The sequence below is a fragment of the Hymenobacter cellulosilyticus genome (assembly GCF_022919215.1).
Taxonomy (GTDB): Bacteria; Bacteroidota; Bacteroidia; order Cytophagales; family Hymenobacteraceae; genus Hymenobacter; species Hymenobacter cellulosilyticus.
On record NZ_CP095046.1, the window covers coordinates 3,214,949 to 3,237,200 of the forward strand.

15 protein-coding genes are annotated in these 22,252 nt (G+C 59.7%); 7 read left to right on the forward strand and 8 right to left on the reverse strand.

From position 1 onward, the window contains the following. Positions 1-692: 692 nt before the first annotated feature. Positions 693-857: a hypothetical protein gene (locus MUN79_RS15815; protein WP_244673645.1), complete on the reverse strand. Its 165-nt coding sequence runs from the start codon at positions 855-857 to the stop codon at positions 693-695. Positions 858-1,148: 291 nt separating this feature from the next. On the opposite strand from MUN79_RS15815, the gene MUN79_RS15820 reads away from it, so the two are divergent. Then, entirely contained in the window at positions 1,149-2,324 is a 1,176-nt protein-coding gene (locus tag MUN79_RS15820; protein ID WP_262922876.1) for an acyltransferase family protein, read from the forward strand. A gap of 510 nt (positions 2,325-2,834) precedes the next feature. Here MUN79_RS15820 and MUN79_RS15825 read toward each other — a convergent pair. From MUN79_RS15825 to MUN79_RS15850, 6 genes are all read right to left on the reverse strand, one after another. Further along, positions 2,835-3,233, reverse strand: coding sequence for a hypothetical protein (locus MUN79_RS15825; protein WP_244673647.1), 399 nt, complete (start codon positions 3,231-3,233; stop codon positions 2,835-2,837). 238 nt (positions 3,234-3,471) lie between these two features. Further along, positions 3,472-4,854, reverse strand: a complete 1,383-nt coding sequence (locus MUN79_RS15830; protein ID WP_244673648.1) for an ABC transporter permease — start codon at positions 4,852-4,854, stop codon at positions 3,472-3,474. A 4-nt stretch (positions 4,855-4,858) separates the two neighbouring features. Continuing rightward, on the reverse strand, positions 4,859-6,277 hold the full coding sequence (locus MUN79_RS15835) for an ABC transporter permease (protein ID WP_244673649.1): 1,419 nt from the start codon (positions 6,275-6,277) through the stop codon (positions 4,859-4,861). Between the two features lie 10 nt (positions 6,278-6,287). After that, positions 6,288-6,995, reverse strand: coding sequence for an ABC transporter ATP-binding protein (locus MUN79_RS15840; RefSeq protein WP_244673650.1), 708 nt, complete (start codon positions 6,993-6,995; stop codon positions 6,288-6,290). A gap of 76 nt (positions 6,996-7,071) precedes the next feature. Continuing rightward, positions 7,072-9,513: a TonB-dependent receptor gene (locus tag MUN79_RS15845; RefSeq protein ID WP_244673651.1), complete on the reverse strand. Its 2,442-nt coding sequence runs from the start codon at positions 9,511-9,513 to the stop codon at positions 7,072-7,074. 337 nt (positions 9,514-9,850) lie between these two features. Beyond that, positions 9,851-10,201, reverse strand: coding sequence for a hypothetical protein (locus MUN79_RS15850; protein ID WP_244673652.1), 351 nt, complete (start codon positions 10,199-10,201; stop codon positions 9,851-9,853). A 359-nt stretch (positions 10,202-10,560) separates the two neighbouring features. Here MUN79_RS15850 and MUN79_RS15855 point away from each other — a divergent pair, with 359 nt between their 5' ends. After that, a complete protein-coding gene (locus MUN79_RS15855; RefSeq protein WP_244673653.1) occupies positions 10,561-12,432 on the forward strand; it encodes a sensor histidine kinase in 1,872 nt (623 codons plus the stop codon). 281 nt (positions 12,433-12,713) lie between these two features. After that, entirely contained in the window at positions 12,714-16,127 is a 3,414-nt protein-coding gene (locus MUN79_RS15860; protein WP_244673654.1) for a PAS domain S-box protein, read from the forward strand. Between the two features lie 106 nt (positions 16,128-16,233). Here MUN79_RS15860 and MUN79_RS15865 read toward each other — a convergent pair whose 3' ends face one another. Next, positions 16,234-16,947: a GAF domain-containing protein gene (locus MUN79_RS15865; protein WP_244673655.1), complete on the reverse strand. Its 714-nt coding sequence runs from the start codon at positions 16,945-16,947 to the stop codon at positions 16,234-16,236. Positions 16,948-17,432: 485 nt separating this feature from the next. Here MUN79_RS15865 and MUN79_RS15870 point away from each other — a divergent pair, with 485 nt between their 5' ends. The 4 genes from MUN79_RS15870 (at position 17,433) to MUN79_RS15885 (ending at position 22,225) form a co-directional block, all read left to right on the forward strand. Continuing rightward, positions 17,433-18,533, forward strand: a complete 1,101-nt coding sequence (locus MUN79_RS15870) for a TonB-dependent receptor plug domain-containing protein (protein ID WP_244673656.1) — start codon at positions 17,433-17,435, stop codon at positions 18,531-18,533. Then, complete coding sequence (locus tag MUN79_RS15875; RefSeq protein WP_244673657.1) at positions 18,530-18,811, forward strand: hypothetical protein; 282 nt, start codon at positions 18,530-18,532, stop codon at positions 18,809-18,811. The genes MUN79_RS15870 and MUN79_RS15875 overlap by 4 nt, the downstream gene beginning before the upstream one ends. A gap of 8 nt (positions 18,812-18,819) precedes the next feature. Then, on the forward strand, positions 18,820-20,601 hold the full coding sequence (locus tag MUN79_RS15880; protein ID WP_244673658.1) for a SusC/RagA family TonB-linked outer membrane protein: 1,782 nt from the start codon (positions 18,820-18,822) through the stop codon (positions 20,599-20,601). A 67-nt stretch (positions 20,602-20,668) separates the two neighbouring features. After that, entirely contained in the window at positions 20,669-22,225 is a 1,557-nt protein-coding gene (locus MUN79_RS15885) for a RagB/SusD family nutrient uptake outer membrane protein (protein WP_244673659.1), read from the forward strand. Positions 22,226-22,252 lie beyond the last annotated feature (27 nt).

Below are 22,252 nucleotides of genomic sequence, written 5' to 3' on the forward strand. Positions count from 1 at the left end.
CCGATTCGATATATGAGGTAGAAGGTGCTTGGCTCAGAGCGAAGGCTGCTTGCCAGGCCGGTGCCTGGGCGTAAGCACCTCGTAGGCCGACAAGAAAAAAAAGGAGGAGTAAAGTGCTTCTTTTCAAACAGCTAGGAAGCGACGATGACTGAGCGGGAAAAAGGAAAAAGTAAGCCAAAGCGTATAATTATAAACTACCAGTTTAAGACTCGCCGGTGCAGAGGAAGAAGAGTAGTAGAAGACCGTATAGCGCCTTGTAACAGGGCCCAGTCAAAAATACTTCTAACTGATGAGTTGACGGCGAGTGGCTTACGGTGCAAGGAAGTAATGTCGAGCAAAATACTGATGTAGGAGGGCCTTTATCGGCTCGAATGCCCCATTTTCGCTTTTCGGACCGTTTGGTTAAACACATTTGAGAGCGATATACGCCTTCCTATTCTTTTTCTTTCGTTACGCGTACTGCGCCTGTTCGCTAAGTCCAATATACCTCACTTGACTACCTAGACTGTGCTCTGCTAGAACGCTTAAACGCCGTTTATTCGGGGTTTTCTTTTGGTGTGCGCGTATCTACAATTCCTGCAGCTCTTTGGGCCACTCGTCTGCTGGAGTAAGCGCAAATAGGACGGCCGCCGACATAACGTCCCGCCGAATCACAGTTAACGCGGTGGGGTGGTCAATGAAGTACCGCTCAGTCACATAGTCGGCTGCTTTTTTCGGCCCATTGGTTCGGCAATGCGGTGGGCCAGCTCCATGCGCTCCGGCTCTTTCCCAAAGCCGGCAGTTATTTCCAGCAGGGTAGCTGTATGGGTTCGCCCGACCATGCTGGCCGAGACGAGAAGTCGAGCGTTAGATTTCATACGGTTGCTTGCTGCAGCGCAAGCGCTAGTAGAAGAGTCTAGCGAAAGTGCGTTGGGCAGGATAGATTCATCTTACTACTTACTCTAACACGACACGGCCCACACGCAGCAGTCGACCCACGCTCATGAGTACGCCCGGCACCTTAGCCCACTAAGGCATACTATTGGAAGCTTTGTAGTCGTTCTGACAGTAGAGGCCCATACGGGTAAGATAGAAAAAGCCTGCTGTTTCATCAGTACAGCAGGTTGTTCCGTAATTTATATAATATTTTATATATTATATCAACAGTTATGGTACGAAATACAGCACGAGTAGCAGAGCTTCGCAAGTCTACCGCGACAGTTCATTTTCCTGGCTTAAATGCCTTTCGCTTTGTGGCTGCTACCGTCGTAGTATTGGTTCATATCGCCTTGGTGCAGAAAGAACTCCGAATCAGTTCCTTCCTTGTTCCCATACCCCAGAGTGTAGGCGGCCTGGCTGTCACCTTCTTCTTTGTGTTGTCGGGCTTCCTAATCACCTATCTGCTCTTACACGAGAGGGCGGCGAGTGGCACGGTGGACGTTGGAAAGTTCTACTGGCGGCGCATTCTGCGCATCTGGCCGCTCTACTACCTCATTTTATTTCTAGCCTTTGTTTTTCTGAATAATCGGGCGCTTCTGCCTAGCATTGCTGACCCTGCAGTGTACAAGCAAGCCCCAACCAACATTGCGCTGTACTTAGTGCTGCTACCCTCATTAGCTTTCACCTACAACATGCAAATCCTGTATGCCAACCAGCTCTGGTCGGTAGGCGTGGAAGAGCAATTTTATCTGGTGTGGCCTCTGTTTATGAAGCGCCTGGGCAGAAGTGGCCAGTTCTATAGCATGCTGGCTTTGGTTGTCGGCTTCGTGCTGGTTCGCAATGGGACGGCTCTGCTCATTTGGTTTTTGCCAGAGTATGACCAGGTGCTTTATCGATTTATTGCCCTGCTGACCATTACCCGGATTGACTGTATGGCCATTGGCGGCCTGGGCGCCTACGCGCTCTACTACCATCCGCAGTGGGTACACCGGTTTATATCGAGCGTTTACGTGGATATCGTAGTCCTCATAACCGTTCTGGTACTGGCCTCGCGGGATACCTTTATCCCCTACATACACCACGAGTTCTATAGTGTGCTGTTTTGCTACGTTATCTTGAGCGGCTCCTGTAAGCCCGGATCCATTCTGCAGCTTAAGGGAAAGACCTGGGACTGGCTTGGCAAACTGTCCTATGGCATTTATATGTGGCATATGGCCGTTATTGCTCTAGCACAATTCGCCATCAAGACATTCGCTATTACGCAACATGCTACCATTAATTGGATGCTGTACACCTCGGTAGTGCCGGCCACTATCCTAGTTTCTTGGTTGTCTTACCAATTCATCGAGCAGCCATTTTTAAAAATAAAGTCCCGCTTTGTGGTTGTAAAAAGTTGTGCTGCATAGCGCACACTATAGTCATAGTGGCGACCATAAGAATACAAATGCCCTGGCCAGAATAACCAGGGCATTTGTATGGTGAAGGATACTCATCCATAGCGCGACACGGCGCCGATCAGAAATAAGGAAATGAGAGCAACAGGGCCAACGCTACTTGGTCGCTTACACTCCGGTTCGGTTTGTAGGCTTGGGGCCGGTAGGGTCGCCTTTTCTTAGGCAACATACCTCGGGAGTTTACTCAACCCTGATACGCGAGGCTGGCTAGCTCTTCCTCTTATGGTACCGGCGTTGGAGCTAGCCGCACAGGCGCTGCTAGTTCTACTTATGCCGGCTGGCCGTCCTTCTCGTCATCCTCCTGTGGCCCATCCAGAACGGTCTGCCACTCCACCCAACCGAGCGGGAATGGGGGCCTGTGGCTTGATAAAATTCAAAAGCGGAGCAGTAGCTTTTTCATAGTCAGGTTATAACAGGGTGCCAAATTTCTTCAACAAGAAACCTCCTGCCTGCGTCGGGACCTTACCCGCACGCCCAGGCCCGGGCGGCCGACAAATCCTGGAAGGAGCGCAGCTCGAAGGGCAGCTGCTGCTCGGCCGTTTCCTGGGCCTGACCGATTAAGAGTTTGTTGAGTGGGTCAATTGCCTCGATGCGGGCAAACCGCTTGACTCCAGCCCGAACCAATTCGGGCAGCACTTCCACACCAATCCACTCCAGGTCGATTGGGCGTACCGGGCCCAGCAGCCGGTCGTCGGCAATCCAGCCGGAGATGCCGTGCTGCTGGGCCAGCGCTACGCATTCCAGCGTGGACTGGCGCAAGAGCGCGCTGCTGACAAAACCTTTCCACTGAGCTTCGATGGCCCGGGAGCTGCCCTCGTGTAAGAATAGCTGTAAATGAGGATAGGAAGCGAGCAGCAGCATAAAGTTGATTCGTGGGAAAAGGACGCTGGTATCCGTAACCCAATACCGGCTCCTTTGTTAACGGCGGCAAAGGTATAGCTTATGCCGGCAAGCGCTATAATGAAGTTACCCAAGCCTTTCTGCCCGTCTAGGTACAGCATTGCCAGCCAGTACAGCAGGTCCGCAAGCCTAGCTTACTGCCCGGACGTACTGCGTATTCCCTGAAACGAAAGCAGCCCCTAACGCCATGTTGACTGCTTTAGCTGGCCGCAACCGGCCGTCGGGTGAGCAGCACCAAGCCCAGGCTGTAGACCACGACCACGCTCAACAGCAGCTTGCCCAAGCCGCGCCAGGCGGTAGGCAGTTCGGGCGTGCTGGTGAACGTGTGCCGGGGCTCCCGGGCGTAGTCGGCGTGGGTGAATTCGACTTTGCGGAAGAGAAACGGGTAGTAAAAGGCCCGCAGCGAATCGTGGTAGCGGGTGACGCTGCGCTGAAAGGCCAGGTGGGTGGGCAGGTCGGAGCCGGCCAGGGCATTGAGGCTGCTTTGGGCGTTGATGGCCGGGGAAAGCAGGTTGAGCTTCTCCACCAAATCGTAGCGCTGCTGCAGGCCAGTGGCGTAGGCGGCCGCCTCCCGGGCCACGGCCTGGTCGCCGAGGTGCTGGAAGGCATAGTACCAGCGCCACACAAACCGCTCCCGGATGGTGGCCGTGTCGCGCCACTGCGGGTAGAGGGCAAAAAAACGGTTCATGGTCTGGGTTTTGGGCCGGTCCCAGCCGGCGTGGATTTCCTCCCGCTGCTTTATCGTCAGCTCAATACCCTGGGGTACGGGCCGGGCGGCGGCTACGCCCAGGTTGAGCAGGCTAGGCACCAGCACGACCAGCAGCAGCCACGCGCCCAGCAAAGCCACCGCATTCACGGCCGAAGAACGGTGCAGCGCCGTGACAACCAACACCACCCCAAACCAGAACAGGCAGTAGAGCGTGGTCAAAGCCAGCCAACTCAGCACGCGGCCATCCAGCGGCACTTGGGCCCACCCCATGCCCACCACCGAGAGCAGCCCGGCCAGCCCCAGCACCAGCGCGGTACGGAAGGCCAGCTTAGCCCCGATAACCGTGGCGGGCCGAATGGGCTGGGCCAGCAGCAAGGTCAGAATTCCTTCCTCGCGCTCAGCAGACAGCAAGTTGAAGCTCAGGGCAATGATGAGCAGCGGTAGCAGGTACACCAGCACGAAGGCCAGGTCGAAGTTGCCGCTGAGCGTCTTCATCGGGTTGGTGTTGTCGGCGGCGTAGAGCTGGTTGTGCAAGCCCAGCAGGCGCAGCTTCACGTAGCTTGGGTTTACGTCGCGCAGGCCCAGGGAAAGAGCTGCCCAGGCATCCGGATGGTGCACGGCGAAGGTGGTGTGGTAGTAGCCGATGTCGCCGGCGTCGGCGGGACCGGGAAACTTCACCTGCAGCTCCTCCACGTTGCGGCGGGTCAGCTCGGGCAGGGTGGCCAGGTGCTGGCGCTGCCGCTCAATTTCGGTGGTACCGTAGTAGATGCTGTAGAGGCCCGTAGCCAGCAGCAGGCTGCACAAGAGCACCAGCCCTTTGGCCGCGCGAAAGTGCCGCCACTCGTAGGAAAACAGAATTCGAAATACGCGCATCAGATTAAGCAACAGTCGTTTTGGAAATCAGCCGCAAGCCCAGCCAGCTCAAGCCCCCGGCCCAGAGCAACAGGGCGGCTACCGGCAGCAGCAGGCGGGGCAAGGCCCAGCTCAGCGGTGGCGCCTGGTAACTGAACACCGGCAGCTCCTGCCAGGTATGGGCATCCAGGCGCCGCTCCTTATCGCCGTAACCCATGCCGGCCTGCAAGTGGTTGAGGCGCTGCACTAGGCCGTAGCGGTAAGCTTCGGCGGCTTGCTGGAAGTGCACGTAGTGGGCAAAGTCGGAGCCGGCCAGGCCCATCGACAAAGGCCGCATGGCCTGGTAGGGATTCAGCAGACCGGCCCAGTCCGACAGGCGGTTTTGCTTTTCGTACGTGGCATTCAGGGCCGCGAAATGCTGCTGGTACACCCGGGCCGAGTACTCTTCCCCGGCCGCCATTTGCAGGCCCGCCACGCTCACGGGCAGCTTTTCCTCGGAGTCCACGCCGTATTTTTTTAGCAAGCCAGCTTTGAGCTCGGCGGCGCGCTTGTCCTGCGGGTCGTGGCCGTTGACGCCGTGCTGGGCCTGCTCGTGCACCTCGGCGTCGAGCTGGGCTTTGGTGATGGTGGGGTAGAGCGAGGCGCCCAGGTTGGCCGTGGCTTTGGGCAGAATAATGCCGCCCAGAATCCAGAGGCCGAGTAACGTGACCAAGGCCGCCCGGGAACTGGCCTGCCGGGCCGACACGACCACCGAGCCCACTACAAACAGGAAGAAATACAGCGCGTAGCTAAGCCCAAACAAGGCCAAGCGGGCCAGCAGGTCGGCATTGGAGGCAAACTCCTCGCCCGTAAACAGCAGGGCGGCCGCCAGCAGCAGCGCCGGGGCCACCACCAGCGCCACGGCCTGGCTGTAGCCCCGGATTTTGCCCCAGGCCACCTGCCGCAGCGTGATGCCCTGGCTGAGCAGCAGCTTAAGCGTACCGGTTTCGCGCTCCTGGGTGAAGGCCCCGAAGCAGAGGAAGATGATGAGCAAGGGCACCAGCAGCTGCAGCACGAAGGCCACGGTCATTTCCCCGAACCGAATCAGGGAGCCCGACTGCTGGGCCTGGCTGAAGTTGACGCTGTTTTGCTGGTGAGCCTCCAGATACACGGCGCTGCCGGTAAACGAGTCCACGCCGGAGTCGAGCAAACTCAGGCCCGACTTGGGCCGGAAGGCAAACGAGCCGTAGTGGGCTACCCGGTGCGGGTGCCGGGCGGGCTGGTTGCGAAACTGGTCATTCACGGTTTGCTGGGCCAGGTGCCGTTCCTGCTGCAGGGTGCGGAAGGAGGCCCGGCCCACCAGCGTGGCCGCTAGCAGCAGGGCCAGCACCAGCGCGCTCAGCACCACGAAGCGCCGGTCGCGCAGGGTACTGACGAATTCTTTCTGGGCAATACTTTGAATCATCGGGGCGGGGCTAGTTCATGTAGGTGAGGTAGAGCTGCTCCAGCTCCTGGGCGTTGAGGGCAGTAGTGGCACGCACGTCTACCAGCTCGCCCTCGCGCATAATGCCCACGCGGGTGCCCACTTCCTTGGCCCGGAAAATGTCGTGGGTGGCCATGAGCACGGCCGTGCCCTGTGCGCTGAGGCGGCGTAGCAGTTCCGAGAATTCGTTGGAGGCTTTCGGGTCGAGGCCGGAGGTGGGCTCATCGAGCAGCAGCACCTGGGCGTGCTTGGCTACGGCAATGGCAATGCCCACTTTCTGGCGCATGCCCTTGGAATAGGTGCCCACCCGCCGCCGGGCTGCTTCGGCCGGCAGGCCCGAGTCGGTGAGGTAGTCGAGCAGCTCTTTCTCCCGATACTTAAAGCCCGCCAGGCTGCTGAACAAAGCCAGATTTTCCTGGCCCGTCAGGTGGGGGTAGAGCATCACGTTTTCCGGGATATAAGCCAGGTGCTTCTTGATTTCGAGCGAATTAGCCGCTACTTCCAGCCCATTCACAAAGGCCGCGCCCGAGGTGGGCTGCACAAAGCCCAGAAACAGGTTGATGGTCGTGGACTTGCCCGCGCCGTTCTGGCCCAGCAGGCAGAATATTTCGCCCGGGGCAATCTGCAGATTCAGCCCGCGCAGGGCCAGCTTGTCCGGGTACTGCTTGCGCAGCTCCCGGGCTTCGAGAAGGTAGGACATAAGAAAGGAATGGGGAATGAGAAAAGTCGTCAATCAAGCTGCGTAAAGCAGGCACCAGAGAGGCAGATGATTGGCTCTAAAAGCTGTAGCCCACGGTAGCCATGTAGTTGCGGGGGGCGCCGGGGCTGGCCCGGAAGAAGTCGTAACCACCCACGAAGTAGTACTTATCCAGCAGGTTGTTCACGTTCAGGTGAAAGTTGAACTTGCCGGTGGTGTAGAACAAGGCCGCGTCCAGCACCGTGTAACTCGGCCAGTGCGCCCAGTACAGCTCCCCGGTAGTGGTGTTTACTACTTGGTTTTCGGTGCGGCGGCGGCTGACGTAGTTGCCCCCCACGGCCACCCCGAGTCCGCGCAAGGCGGGCAGGACGAAGGTGTATTTGGTCCACAGGCCGGCCGAGTGCTTGGGCGCGTTGGCCAGGGGCTGCCCGTTCTCTACGGCCAGATCAGCCTCCAGCACTTCGGAGTGGTTGAAGGCGTAAGTGGCGTTCAAGCTCAGATTCGCCAGAATGTTGCCCACCAGTTCCACTTCGGCCCCGCGGGAGCGGGCCTGCCCATTCTGCCGGTACACGGGCGCCCCATCGGGAGTTAGCGCCCCGGTGCTTACCAGCTGGTTGCGCTTGATAATCTGGTAGATGGCTACCGTGCCCAGCAGGCCCTTGTTGAAAAATTCGCCCTTCAGACCAGTTTCAAGCTGGTAGCTGGTTTCGGGGTCGAAGGCGGTGCTGCGGCCGTAGCGCTCGGGAAAGCGGATGTACTCGGGCTTGAGCGGCCGGAAGCCCGCGCTATAGGAGGCAAAGTAGTTCAGGTTGTCGCGCAGGGCGTAGGTCAGGCCGGCGCGGGGCAGCAGCTGACGCTGCTGAATGTTCTGGGAACCGTCGCCGTAGTCCCGCTCGTCGGCAAACAGCTCGTAGCGGGCCCCTAGCAGCAACCCCAGACGGGAGGTTACGTCAATCTGGTCCTGCACGTAGAGGCCGGTGGTGTGGTACACCGAGTTGATGTAGTCAATGAAAAACTGGGGCAGGGGCCGGCGGATGTACTTGGTCGGGTCCTGAATTTCGTAGAGCGGCTTTTTCAGATCAAACGTGAGCGGGGTTGCCACGCCGTTCACCGTCTTCTGCCGGGCCTCAAACATGGTGCTCTGCGGGTCGGTGTTGTAGCGGATATAGTCCACGCCCGCCACCACTTTGTGCTGCACCGAGCCCGTGGCGCGGTTCAGGGCAAAGTAGGCGGCCAAGTTCTTGGTGTATTCCTCGGCGCGCCGGTCGAAGTAGCGCAGGTTCATCACCGTGTTGGCCGGCGCGTCGGCGTACGTGTTCAGGGTGCGGTGCTCACTCAGGTCTTCGTGGTAGGTGAAGTCGAGGTAGGAGGCATTAAAGGAAAGCCAGTCGGTAAACTTGTGGTTGAGCGAGGCGTTGAGGTAATAGGTGCTGGTGCGGAAATAGTCGCTGGGCTGGCTCAAGGTAAAGGAGCGGGGCAGGGCAAACAGCTCACCGCCCCGGATGGGCAGGCCCCGGTCCAGGTAGCCGTCGATGTGGGTGTAAACCAGCTCGGCATTAATCGTCGTTTTATCCGTCGGCAGGAAGGTCACCGTGGGCGCTACCATCAGGGAGCGGGTATCGTTTACCGACCGGAACGTATTTGATTTCTCAAACCCCGTATTGAAGCGGTAGAGCACGTTTTTGCGCTCATTGAGCGGACCCGTCAGGTCGGCCGTGGCCCGCATCGTGTTGAAAGAGCCGGTAGAGAAAGTCAACGCCTGCCGGGCCACGTCCAGGGGCTTTTTGGTCACCATGTTTACCGTGCCGCCGGGGTTGATGTCGCCGTACAGCGCCGCTCCGGGCCCTTTCAGTACTTCCACCCGCTCCAGGTTTACCGTGAGCGGGGCCTGGGTAAAGGAGTTGCCGTAGCTGAAGCCCGAGCGCAGCCCGTTGAGCAGCCGGAAGCCGCTTTCGTAGCCGTTGCGGAAGCCCCGGATGGTCAAATCGTCGTAGTGGGAGTACTGCGTCACGCCGGCAATATTCTTTACCACGTCGGGCAGGCGCAGGGCCTGGCGGTCCTCCATCAGCTCTTTAGTAACCGTCGAAATGGACTGCGGCACATCGATGGGGCGAGTGGCCGTTTTGGTACCCACAAAGCTGTAGTCGCTCTTGTAAGTGGTTTCCTTACGACCCAGCACTTCCACTTCCTGCAAGGCCGTTACCATGGGCTGCAAACTGAAATCCACCGTCAGATTCGGCGTTTCGGCGGTCAGGACCACGGTGCGGCGCTGCTCCTGGTGGCTTAGGCTGCGGGTAATGAGCGTATGTTCACCCAGGGGCAGGTCCAGCGAAAAATGGCCGTCGGCGCCACTCAAGGCCGAAAACCGGCCGGTCGGCTCCAGCACAGAAACTCCCTCGATTCCCCGGCCGCCCGGGTTGGTGATATGGCCGTCGATATGGCCGGATGATTGGCCAGTCAGGTTTTGACCAGCGGCCAGCAACGGCCAGCAAAGCAACACAAACAGAATAAGTCGCTGCATACAAGAATGAGCATACCCGGTCATGGAAGGCCGTAGCCCCGACGGGTTGAAGTCAGAAAATAGGAGAGGGGAGCCCAGCCCTTGCCAGCCGAGCGTGAAGGGGCTGGTAAGCGCACAAAAGGGCTTGGATGCCAGTGGCAGACTTGCGGCCGGCTCGGGAATAAAAGGGCGCACAACAGGGCTACCCGGGCACCAGGCCCGCTTGAAACCCGCTGGCCATACGCACGCACAGCTGCCAGCCTGGGCTACAGGGGCCGGGGCAGGGCTGCGGTAGTAGCAGCAGGGCTAGATAGGAGTGGGCAGGGCCGCCCGGGGCAGCTGAGGCTGCCGGGTGCGACTAGGCGCGCCGGGCCGGCGGGCCACGCAGGGAAGCGCCGTCGAGCAGGTGCGAAGCCCGGCAAACGGGGGCCTGCGGCCGGTACGTGGCGTAAGTCAGCAGGCGTACGGGAGCGGGCACGGCAACTGGTACGGCGGGCTGAAAAGGCGCGTTGAAGAGTTGCTCGACGTGGCAGTGCTGGTGCTGGGGCGAAAGCGCGGCCTTGGTGCCGGGCTTGGCCGAGTAGCTCACCTGGGGCTTGTCGTCGGTGTGCTGGTGCCGGTGCAGGCGCAGCACGGCAGCCTCGGGCGTCAGCACGCGCACTAGCAGCACTAACAGCCACCATGCTACAATTTGACGCCCTTTTTGCACTCGTTCCCTGAGTTGGTGATGAGCAAATGTAGGCACAATTTCCTACATGCAGCATTGCTGCATCTGTAAAATTATGCGGCGGGCCGGATTTCATTCGGGCCGGGGCCAGGCTGGCTTGTGCGCACACGGGGCCGTCCGGTCGTCGACAACCGGGGACGAATTTACTCCTGTACCAGTGTCTTAAAGGCGCTTTGCCAGCCCGAAATACACGGGTTTCGGTTACTTTGCAAAAGCGTGGTAAGTGTTGTATTGGCAAGTGAGCCTTACGCAAGGACGGATTACGTTAGCTCCGCAACGCAAGGGGGTAGGCAACATTGCTTCTAGCCCAGCCGGTGCGGCCGCCGAACTTGCTATTTGCTGTGTCCCTGAAGCTTCCCGCGTTGTATGTTGCCTACCCAGTCCCCGATACTTCTTCTCTTTCTCCGGGCTCTGGGCTGCCGCATCCGCTGCCTGCCGCCCTGCCGCTGCAGGTGCTGCAGAGTCTGCCCGGGGCCGTTGTGGTCCTCGATGCTTCGGGCATTGTGCAGCTGGTGAATCCGGCCGCGGCGCAGTTGCTCCGGTGCCAGCCGGCGGCCCTGCTAGGGCAGCCCTTGTATGCCGCGCTGCCCGCCGAGCTTCATGAGCAGCTGCAGCAGGCCGGAGCTGCGGGAGAAAAATTTCAACTGGAGTATTTCGAGCCCGGCCGGGCCGCGTGGTTTTGCTGGGTGGGCGTTCCGCTGGAAGCCGGCCTGCTGCTGACCATTGAGGACATTACCCAGGCCAAGCAGGCCCGGCAGGAGTTGCAGCAGGCTTACGCGCAGCTGGAAGCAATTTTTGAAGCTGTTCCGGCCCAGCTGGGCTACTACCAGGCCGTGCGCGACGAGCAGGGCCAGCTCATCGATTTGCGCTCGGTGGCCATAAACCGAGCTTCCAATACCCTTATGCAACTATCTGACCGCCCCGGAGCCGAGCTCATGTCGGTCCTGGTGCCGGGCCTGCGGGAGCTGCCGGTCTGGCAAACCATTACGCAGGTTGTGAGCACCGGGGAGCCACAGCGCCTGGAGCTGGAGCACCGCTTCGGTAACCAGGTGCGGTGGCTCGACGTGTACTACGCCCGCCTCGGCGACGGGCTGATCAACGCCTCCCTCGACATCACGGCCCGCAAAGAGCTGGAACAGGAGCTGCGCGCGGGCAAGGATCGGCTGCAGGCCGTATTCGACAGCTCCACGCTGGCCCTGCACGTGCTCAAGAGCGTGCGCGACGCGGCCGGCCGCATCATCGACTTCGAAGTAGTGCTGGCCAACAAGGCAGCGGAAGTGGAGGCCCAGGGCCCCGTGGTGGGCCGGCGGATGCTGGTCGACTGGCCCCATAGCCGGAAAGTAGGCCTCTTTGATGGAATACGGCGCACCGTCGAAACCGGCCAGCCCCTGGATCTGGAGCACTACTTCGATGGCGACGGGTTTCAGGGCTGGTTTCGGTGGACGGCCGTCAAGCTCGGCGACGGGGTGGCCTCCACCGTGGAAAATATCACGGCCCGCAAGCAGGACACGGCTGAGCTGCTGCGTCTGGAGCGGGTGCAGCAGCAGCAGTTGGCCAATGCCGTGCTGGCAGCCCAGGAAACCGAGCGGCGGCGCATTGCCGAGAGCCTGCACAATGGGGTGGGCCAGCAGCTCTACGCCGCCCAGCTGCACCTCGATGGTTTGGCCCGCACCGATAATCCGGCCGCTTTTGCCGAGTGTAAAAGTCAGGTTCTGCAGCTGCTGCGGACGGCCGTTTGGCAAACCCGGGACCTTTCCCACCAGCTTATTCCCACGGAGCTTGAGGATTTTGGACTCGTGGCGGTTCTGCAGGGTATCTGCCGCGACTTTACCACCCCGCAGCTGCGCTTTACCTGTGAAGTAGGCCAATTCCCGACTCTGCCGCCGGCCCTGGAACTGGCTTTTTACCGCATGGCGCAGGAATTGGCCAACAACATCGTCAAGCACGCCCAGGCTTCGGAAGCCACGCTGCACCTGCGCGCGCCGGCCGGCTGGCTAGAGCTCTGGGCCGATGATAACGGCCGCGGCTTCAGCGCAACGGCGCGACCAGACCGGGGCTTGGGCCTGCAAATGCTTACCGACCGGGTAGAGCTGCTGGGCGGCACGCTTACCATCGATTCTTCGCCCGGCTACGGCACGCAGGTACGAATCCGGATTCCGCACCAGCCCGTGCCGTTGGGGGTAGGGCTGCCACCTGAGCCCGGGCTGGCATAAAAGGCCGGAAAGGTTCTGGCTAAGCTAGGCTGAGCGAGTGCCGAGGCTGATTTCTGGGCAGGTTTGCACCAGGGTTGGGGACCATGTCGGGCTTAGTCGCTAAATTTGCGGGAAAGCTGAGCACTAACTACTTACTGCCGCTGCCGCCTGCCCACTGGCAGCGGTAGCGCAGAAGAAGGGCAGGCAGGCTGTGTTGTGGCGCCGTTGGGCTAAATTCTATATTGTCGAGGGTTCGGGAAAATTATGCTACTTGCCCTTACACCTCCCATCCGACGATTGTTGTGAACGAGCAATTTTCTACTAACTCCACCAATCCCTGGGAGACGGACTTGCAGTTGGTGCAGCAGGTTTTTGACGCGGTGGCAGTACTCGATCAGCACGGTAGCATCCTGTGGAGCAACGACGGTCTGACCAGTCTGCTGGGCTATTCGCCCGCCGAGCTGCGGCAGCAGTCGGCGTGGGCGGTGCTGGGCGGCAGTGGGGCGGGGCGGGTTGAAGCCGCCTTCCTGCAGGAGCAGCTGCGCCTCCGGGTGCCCTTTCGCTACGAGGCCCTGCTGCGGCATTCCAATGGCTCGGCCCAGCCGGTACGGGTTAAAATGCAGCCCCTGCCGCCCACGGCTGCGCCCGGGCAGTTTGTGGCCTTGCTGGAGCTGGTAGCCGATTCTCAGGCGGTTCAGCAAGCGTTGGCGGAAAACGAAGTGCGCTTCCGCTACCTGACCGAGCACGTGCCCGGAGTCTTGTTTCAGTGGCGCGAAAACCATAGCAAGCCTTCTGGCCTGGTGTACGTCAGCCCGCGCCTGCGCGAAATCTTCGGCATTGTGCTGACCCCGGAGCAGGACCTCGACCAGTTTATTGACCCCCAGGACCGGCCCCGCTGGAAAGCAGCCATACAGCAGGCCCGCCACCAGGGCGACAACTGGACCTTCGAAGGCCGCCTATTGGTGCCGGGGCAGCCCGTGCGCTGGTGCCGCGGCACGGCCGTCCGCTCCCTTACCGATGCCGAGGGCAGTCTGCACAGCGGCATTCTGGTGGATATTACGGACCTGAAGCGGGCCGAGGAAGCCCTGCGCGTCAATGAGCAGCGCTGGCAGCTGGCCATGGAGCGGTTTGGCGACGGAGCCTGGGAGTTCAATTACCAGACGGGGGAAGAGTATTTCTCCTCGGCCTATCGGGCCATGCTGGGCTACAGCGAAGAGGAGTTTGCCAAATTACAGCAGACCTGGCTGTCCCACGTGCACCCCGACGATATTGCCATCAGCCTGCAGGCCTCAGATGCCTATCTGAGCGGCCGGGAGCCTATCTATGCCGTGGAGCGCCGCCTGCGCTGCCAGAACGGCGAGTACAAATGGGTGCTTACCCGCGGCCTGGTTACCAAAGTCGATGCCGAGGGCAAGCCCCTGATTATGACCGGGGTTCACACCGACATTTCGGCCATTAAGGCGGCTAATGCAGCCGTGGAAGCCTCGCGCCTGCGGCTTTCCACTACCATTGCCAACTTCCAGGAAGGCATTCTGCTGGTCGATGAGCATCACCGCGTAATGCTGGCCAACGAGGCCATCTGCCGGCTGTTCAATACGATGGTTAGCGGGGCCGAACTGGTCGGCCTCGACGCCCGGCTTTTCGGGCAGCAGGCCAAAAACCGCCTGCGCGACGAAGCCGGGTTTGTGGCACGCTACGACCAGCTGATTCGGCAGCAGCAGCTCGTAACCGGGGAAATCTTCGCCCTGAAAGATGGCCGCACCCTGGAAGGCGACTTTGTGCCCATCCACATCGACGAGCAGTACATAGGTTACCTGTGGAAGTTTCAGGACATTACCGAGCGGCAGATCAGCGAAGACAAGCTGCGCCGCCGCGAGGAAAAGTACCGCAGCATTATCGAATACATGAAGCTGGGTCTGGTAGAAATGGACGCGAATGGAGTAATTACCTACGTTAACCAGGCTTTCTGCGACATTACCGGCTTTGAGTCCGACGAGTTCCTGCATCAGCAGGCCATGCAGCGCGTGGTCAGCCCCGAGGATTTGCAGCTGCTGAAGCAAAAAACCGCGGACCGGGCCCGGGGCATCTCCGATACCTATGAGCTGACGATTACCAGCAAGAGTGGGCAGCGCAAGTGGCTGCTTATCAGTGCGGCCCCGGTGTACAACGATGCCCGGGAGGTGTACGGCTCCATTAGCATCACCCTCGATATTACGGACCGCAAGGAGCTGGAGCACAACCTGCGCACGGCCAAGGAGTCGGCCGAGGAGTCGGCGCGCAGCAAGGAGCTGTTTCTGGCCAACATGAGCCACGAAATCCGCACGCCCATGAATGCCATTCTGGGCATGGGGCAGCTGCTGGCCAAAACTCCGCTCGACGCCGAGCAGCAGAACTACCTGCGGGCCATTGCCACTTCGGGCGAAAACCTGCTGGTCATCATCAACGACATTCTCGACTTGTCCAAAATCGGGGCCAGCCAGCTGTTCATCGAGCGAATTGGCTTTAGCCTGACTACCCTGCTTCAGCAAATCGAGAAGAGCCTGCACTTCAAAGCCGAGGAAAAAGGCCTGCGCTTCCTGATTCAAACCGATGCCCAGGTGCCCCAGGTGCTGCTCGGCGACCCGTACCGCATCACCCAGGTGCTGCTGAACCTGGCGGGCAACTCCATCAAGTTCACCGAAAAGGGGGAGGTGTCGGTAGCCTGCGAGCTGCTGCGCCAGCTGCCCGGGCACGTAGAGCTGCGCTTCACCGTGGCCGACACCGGCATTGGCATCGACGCCGAATTTCTGGGCAACATCTTCCAGGAATTCAGCCAGGAAGACTCGTCAGTGACCCGCAAGTTTGGGGGCACGGGGCTGGGCCTGAGCATTAGCCGCAGCTTGGTAAACCTGATGGGCGGGGAAATTACTATTGTCAGCCAAAAAAACGAGGGAACCCGCAGCTCCTTCACCTTGCTACTGCCCGTTGGCACGGAAAAAGACCTGCCCCACAAGGCCGCTATTACGGCCGACATCCGGGAGCGGCTGCGCGGCAAGCGGGTGCTGCTTACCGAAGACAATTCTTTCAACCGCCAGATTGCCAAGGGTTTTCTGCAAAACGCAGCCCTGCAGGTAACGGAAGCCGAAAATGGGGCCGTGGCCGTGGAGCTGGCCCGGCACCAAGCTTTCGACCTGATTCTGATGGACGTGCAGATGCCGGTGATGAACGGCTTGGAAGCCACAGCCCAGCTGCGGGAAACCCTGAGCCTGACCACACCCATTATTGCCCTGACGGCCAACGCCATTAAGGGGGAGCGGGAAAAGTGCCTGCGCGCGGGCATGAACGACTATCTTTCCAAGCCGTTTCAGGAAGACGACCTGCTTAAAGTCATCAGCTATTGGACCCTGGGCGAGCCGCTGGTGGGCAGCAATACCGTGCAGGAACCGGGGGCGCCCGCGCTGGTCGCTCCGCTCTACAATCTGAACCTGATCTACCAGATTGGGCAGGGCGACCCCGACTTCACGGTGCTGATGCTGGAATCGTTTATCGAAGGCGCCGAGGAGGCCGTGCGCGACCTGCGCCAGGCCCAGCAAACCCGGAACGTCGAGCTGCTGCGGGCCACTACCCACAAACTCAAGCCCAGCCTGGAGCATCTACAGGTGCACCTGATTTTGCCCGTGGTGCAACAGCTCGACACGTGGCGCGAAGCCTACGACGAGGCTCATCTCAGCCCCTGATTGACCGCACCAGCCACGTGTTGCAGCGTCTGATTGCCCACCTGAACATGGAGTTGCAGGATGCCCGCCTAAGCGTGGGGCCGGGGTAACAGGGCCGCGCATACGCCTAAGCGGCGCCGGGCCAAGAAGAATGCCAGGCGCCCAGCTCGCGGCGCAGGCGCTGGGCTGTGTCGTCGGCTTCCCGGCCGATGGCCTGTTTGACCTTGATAACCTGCTCGGCCGAGGGCTGGGCCTGGCGCGTGAGCGTAGCGCTCAGGGTCTGCATCCACCGCATGGAATCTTCCACGGCCTCGTACACGCCCGTCGCAATCGGGGCGCTCTGGGCCTCGGCGCGGTACAGATCCAGCAAAACGACCGTCAGGCGGGAGTAGGATTCGAGCAGCAGCTGGTCCTCAATAGTGGTTTTTTGGGGGCAGTGGTCGGCAATGGCCAGCACGCCAATGTTGAAGCCGTCGGCCGTTTTGAGCGGAATTCCCACGAAAAACTGTAGGTTGAGCAGTTCAATTTCGCCCGACTGAATCAGTTGACACGGCTCTTTGCGCAGGTTCTCAAACACCGTGGCCTCATCCTGCAGAATGGCTACCGAACACAGGCTGTAGTCGCGGGCCAAGTGCTCGGTGCCGGTCCAGCCGGTGGTGTAGCGAAACCAGACCGACTCGGCTTCAACCAAGGATAAAAACGAGATGGAAACTCCGCATAAGCACGCGGCCAGGGCTACTAACTCGTCAAAAACCCGCTCGTGGAGGTTTCCTAGACTGCGGTAGCGGGCCACAGCCCGGAGCCGGGCAGCTTCATTAGCAGGGATAAGTCTACTATCCATATAAGGTGTAGCAAGCTGAACGGTAAGTATATGATTAAAACAATGTACTAGAAAAATGCCTGCATCCTACTCTGTGGCCACAAAATGCCTACTGCTAGCTTGGCAGATGTCGGCGTTGCGCTGAATAAGCAGGAGCTTTTTGTCAACACCAGCAGCCGAGTCAAGCCTGCCGGATAACGCTGTTTGCGGGTCGAGTGGGAGCAGTAATTTTTTCGCCCTCAAAAGCACAATCGGGATTTGAAGCAGCTGTGGAGGCAATAATAATTTGTTGGTTATTTGGTGCGATTTCCTTAACCTTACTCACCAATGCCCGCTGAAGCGTTGAGGACCGCTGCCTGATTTTTTCAAAAACCCCTCTGAGAGCCTCCAAAACGCGTTTTTCTAACCAGAGCTTTTTTTTTGACCCTTTACACAATCGTTTGTGAAATCATTTTACGCACAAACGATTGTGTTAACACCTCTCCAATTCCCACAATTTTTTTTCTATGAAAAAGTCAGTACCCAAAATGGGTCGGATTACGCTTCCGGCTTTGCTCTGCTGCCTACCCCTGCAGTCTGCCTTAGCCGACGTGACCAGGGTTGATGCCAGTATCGAGCGGGCAACGTCTTCCGCTCTGCAGGATATCAGCATCAGTGGCCGCGTCGTTGACGCGACTGGGGCCGGTTTGCCCGGCGTGACCGTGCTGGTGAAAGGCACTTCTACCGGTACCTCCTCTAACGCCGATGGTACCTTTTTGATTACGGCTCCCACTGGCAGCGTGCTGGTGTTCAGCTATGTAGGCTACGTGCGCAGGGAAATAACCGTAACTGACGCCATGAAGACGCTGGAAGTTGCCATGGCCGAGGACATGACTGCCCTGAGCGAAGTAGTGGTGGTGGGCTACCTGACAGAAAACCGCCAGAATCTGAGTAGTTCGGTGAGTAGCTTGGACGTGGCACAGGCCACCAAAGCTCCCGTGGCTACGGCTACCCAGGCGCTACAGGGCCGTTTGCCCGGCGTGCAGGTCACCGGCTCGGGCGGCCCCGGTGACGCGCCGGTTATCAATATCCGCGGCATCGGTACGCTTGGCAATGCCAGCAGCGCGCCGCTGTACGTAATTGACGGCCTCTGGACCGACAATATCCGCGACCTGAACCCCAATGACATAGAAAGCCTAAACGTGCTGAAGGATGCTTCCTCAACGGCCGTATATGGCTCCCGGGGAGCCAACGGGGTAGTGCAGATTACCACCAAAAAAGGCCGGGCCGGCGCGCCCAGCATCAGTTTTAATGCGTATCGGGGCGTAGACCAGATCTATAAGCGCTACAACCTGACCAATGCCAGCGAATGGGCCGACCGTGCCGTGCAGGCCTACGCCAATGCCAAAATAGATCCGCTGAGTGCCGGCCAGAACAGCCTGGCCGGGGCCGTGAAAGGCCCCGGCGGAGCCTTTAACCCCAACGTGGATACGGACTGGCAGAAAGAGTTTTTCCAGACCGGCACGCTTGAAGACTACAACGTGTCGTTTTCGGGCGGCTCGGTGGGCGAAAAGAATGCCACGAACTTCCTGATTTCGGGGAGTATTTTCACCAAGAAGGCATCGTGAAAGGCCCCGACTTCAAGCGCTACAGCCTGCGTCTGAACTCGGGCCTAACCCGCGGCCGGTTTAAGTTTCAGGAGAACGTGCAGCTTACTCACCTCGACGTGACGCTGCTCAACGGCGCCCCGTTTATCGATGTGCTGATCATGATTCCGACCATTCCGGTGTATGACCCGGCTAATAAAGGCGGCTTCGGGTCAGGCTCACCTACCATTAACACATTTGCTACCAACCCGGTGGGGCTCAGGAGCTGCTGCGCCGCACCCAGTCGGACAACCGCCTAGCGGGCAACGTGAGCACCGATTTCTCCATCTTCGACTTTCTGACCTACCGGCTGAATGTGGCCCTGGACGGGCATACCTACAGCAACGCCGATGCACAGAAAGTGGGCATCATCCGTCAGAACAGCGAAATTTCTACCGCCTCGCTGAATGAGTTTCTGGGCTACGACCTGTTTTTGCTGGGCGAAAACACCCTGAACTTCAATAAGCGCTTCGGCAACCACAACCTCAACGCGCTGGGCGGCTACTCCGAGCAAAGCTTCCGGTCGCACAACGTCCAGGGCGGTACCACCGGCTTCACGTCTTCGCCCCAGTACTACTTTCAGCTGGGCGCCGGCCCCGACAAGGGCGTTATTGACGGTTCCAGCTTCATTTACACCAAGCGCTCCTTCTTTGCCCAGGCCAGCTACGACTACAACAACCGCTACCTGGTGACGGTGAGCGGCCGGCGCGACGGCTCGTCGCGCTTTACCAAGGCCAACCGCTGGGGCAACTTCGGAGCGGCTTCGCTGGGCTGGCGCATCAGTGAGGAAAGCTTCTTCAAGGGCGCGCTGCCCCAAGTCAACAACCTGAAGCTGCGCGCCAGCTACGGCTCGAACGGCAACGACGCGCTGGGTGGCCCGTTTGGCGGTGCCTACCTGCCGTATGCGGTGATTGGTCAAAACGTGAACTACGTAATAGGCACCGGTCAGGGCATCGTGAATGGCGCGGCGCAGCTGGCGCTGCCCAGCCCCGATATCCGCTGGGAAGAGCGCTATACCAAGGACCTGGGCCTGGACGTGAGCGTGCTCAGCAACCGCCTTACGATGTCGGCCGACTACTACATTTCGCAGACCCGCAACGCCCTGGCCCCCGTGCAGGTAGCTACCTACCTCGGCCACTTCGGCCAGGACCTGTTCCAGAATGCTGGCGACATCGAGAATAAAGGCTTTGAGCTGGCTTTGGGCTACCACGACACCAAGAAGGACTTCACCTACGGGGCCGACTTTACCCTGACGACCATCAAAAACAAGCTGACGGCCGTGCCGGTGCAAGGCCAGTCGTTCAACGGCGCCGACCTGACCCGCTCGGAAGTAGGCTCGTCGCTGGGCGAGTTCTACCTGATTCAGTTCGACGGAATTTTCCAATCGGATGACGAGGCAGCTAACTACAAGAACTCGAAAGGCGTCCGGATTCAGCCCAACGCCTCGGCCGGCGACGTGCGCTACAAAGACCTCAACGACGACGGCAAGATTGACAACGCCGACCGCACGTACGTGGGGCAGGCCATTCCGAATCTGCAGATGGGCCTCAACCTGAATGCAGCCTACAAAGGATTTGACCTGGCCATTTTCCTGAACTCGGTGAGCGGCAACAAGGTCTATAACCAGGCCCGGCGCGACCTGGAAGGCTACCTCGGCCCCAACAACTACAACGCCGACGTGACGCCCTGGACGCCGGAGAACCGCTCCAACACCACGCCACGCCTGCTGCAGGGTGGGGGAGCCGGCGCGCTGGGCGAAGCCGCCGCTTCCAATGCCCGCTTCAACACCACGCGCTGGCTGGAAGACGGCTCCTACATCCGGCTGCGCAACGTGCAGCTGGGCTATACCATCCCCAAGAGCCTGACCGGCAAAGTACCCAGCCTGGGCAGCGTACGGGTGTATATAACGGGTCGTAACCTGTTCACCATCACCGATTACACCGGCTTCGACCCCGAAGTAACCGGTACCGGCTTCTACAGCCGTGGCGTCGACGTGAGTGCCTATCCCAACGTGCGCAGTGTCATTGGCGGCCTGCAGGTGAACTTCTAAACTCAAGGCGAGCAGTGTCGGACGCGCATCTGACCCCGCCCATTCCCACCGACTTTTCTCTCCGATCATGAAAGTAAATAAGATAGCAACCCTGCTGCTGGCAGGAAGCCTTTTTGCCGCCTCGGGCTGCAAAAAAGACTTGCTGGACCAAGCCAACCCCAACGCTCCGACGACGGACCAGTTCTGGAAAACTCAGGACGACGCCACCAAGGGCATTTATTCCTGCTACTCCGGTTTGCAGCAGTTTGCCTGCTACTACCGCAGCTTCCACTTTATGGCTCACCGCTCCGATGAGTCGTACAGCCAGAGCCCGTTTGTGGAGCTGGCCAACTTTACGCGCTTCATCACGCCGGACAACAACTTCTTCATTTCGTCTTTTGCCTGGAACGACTATTACCGCACGATTTACCGCACCAACCAGGTAATCACCCACGTGCCCGATATCCAGATGAACGAGGGGCTGCGCAAGCAGATCGTGGCCGAAGCCCGCTTTATCCGGGCCCTGTCGTATTTCGACCTGACGTACTTCTTCGGCAACGTGCCCCTGATTCTGGTGGAGCCCGTGGTAACGACCCGGGCGCCCCAGGCCACCCAGGCCCAGACCGAGGAGCAACTCATCATCGACCTGCAGGCCGCTATTCCCGACCTGCCCCTGTCGTACTCCGATGCCGAGAAAGGCCGGGTGACGAAAGGCGCCGCGCAGGCGTTATTGGCCAAGGTGTATATGCAGCAGCGTAAGTGGTCGGAAGCCTCGGCGCTGCTAGCCCAGGTGATTAGCTCGGGGCAGTACGATATTGTGCCCAGCTACCTCGACAACTTCACCGAAGCCAACGAAAACAACCGCGAGTCGGTATTTGAGGTACAGTTTACCAACCTGAACAACACCCGCCTGGAGCTGGGCCAGGGGCAAGACCGAGCCTCCTCGGCCGAAACCCACGACCGACCCAACTTCTTCGGACCTCCCGGCCCTACGTATGCCGACGTGCAGCCCCGGCGCTGGCTGCTGGATGAGTACAAGGACTCGACCGTTGCCTTTGCTCCCGGCAGCACCACCAAGCACCTAATTGACCCGCGTCGCGACATCAGCATCATTCATGCCGGCAACCCTGACCAGTTCTATGGCAAGACCTTTGGCGAATGGAACTGGAACCCGGATCAGCAGTACTGGCGCAAGTACCTCAATGACCGGACCCGCACGGCACCCGGCCAGCAGAATGAGAACTTCTCCTCGGGCATCAACCACCGCGTGATTCGGTTTGCCGACGTGCTGCTGATGCAGGCCGAGGCCTTGATCGAACTCAACCAGACGAGCACGGCCGTGCCGCTCATCAACCGGGTGCGCCAGCGGGCTTCCGTCAACCTGGCCCCGCTTACCGGCACCTATAGCCGGGAGCAGATGCGCCAGATTATCCGCAGCGAAAGAGCAAAGGAGCTGGCTGGTGAAGGCACCCGCTGGTTCGACATTCTGCGCTGGGGCCTGATGGACAACCAGACCGGCATTGAAGAACTCAAAACCCGGGACGCGGACTTTGTCAACTTCCGCCTGGGCGTGTCGAAGCTGCTGCCCATCCCGCAGCGCGACATCGACATTGACCCCAACATGCGGCAGAACCCCGGCTACTAACCCCTCCGGCCCGTGCCACGCCCTTCC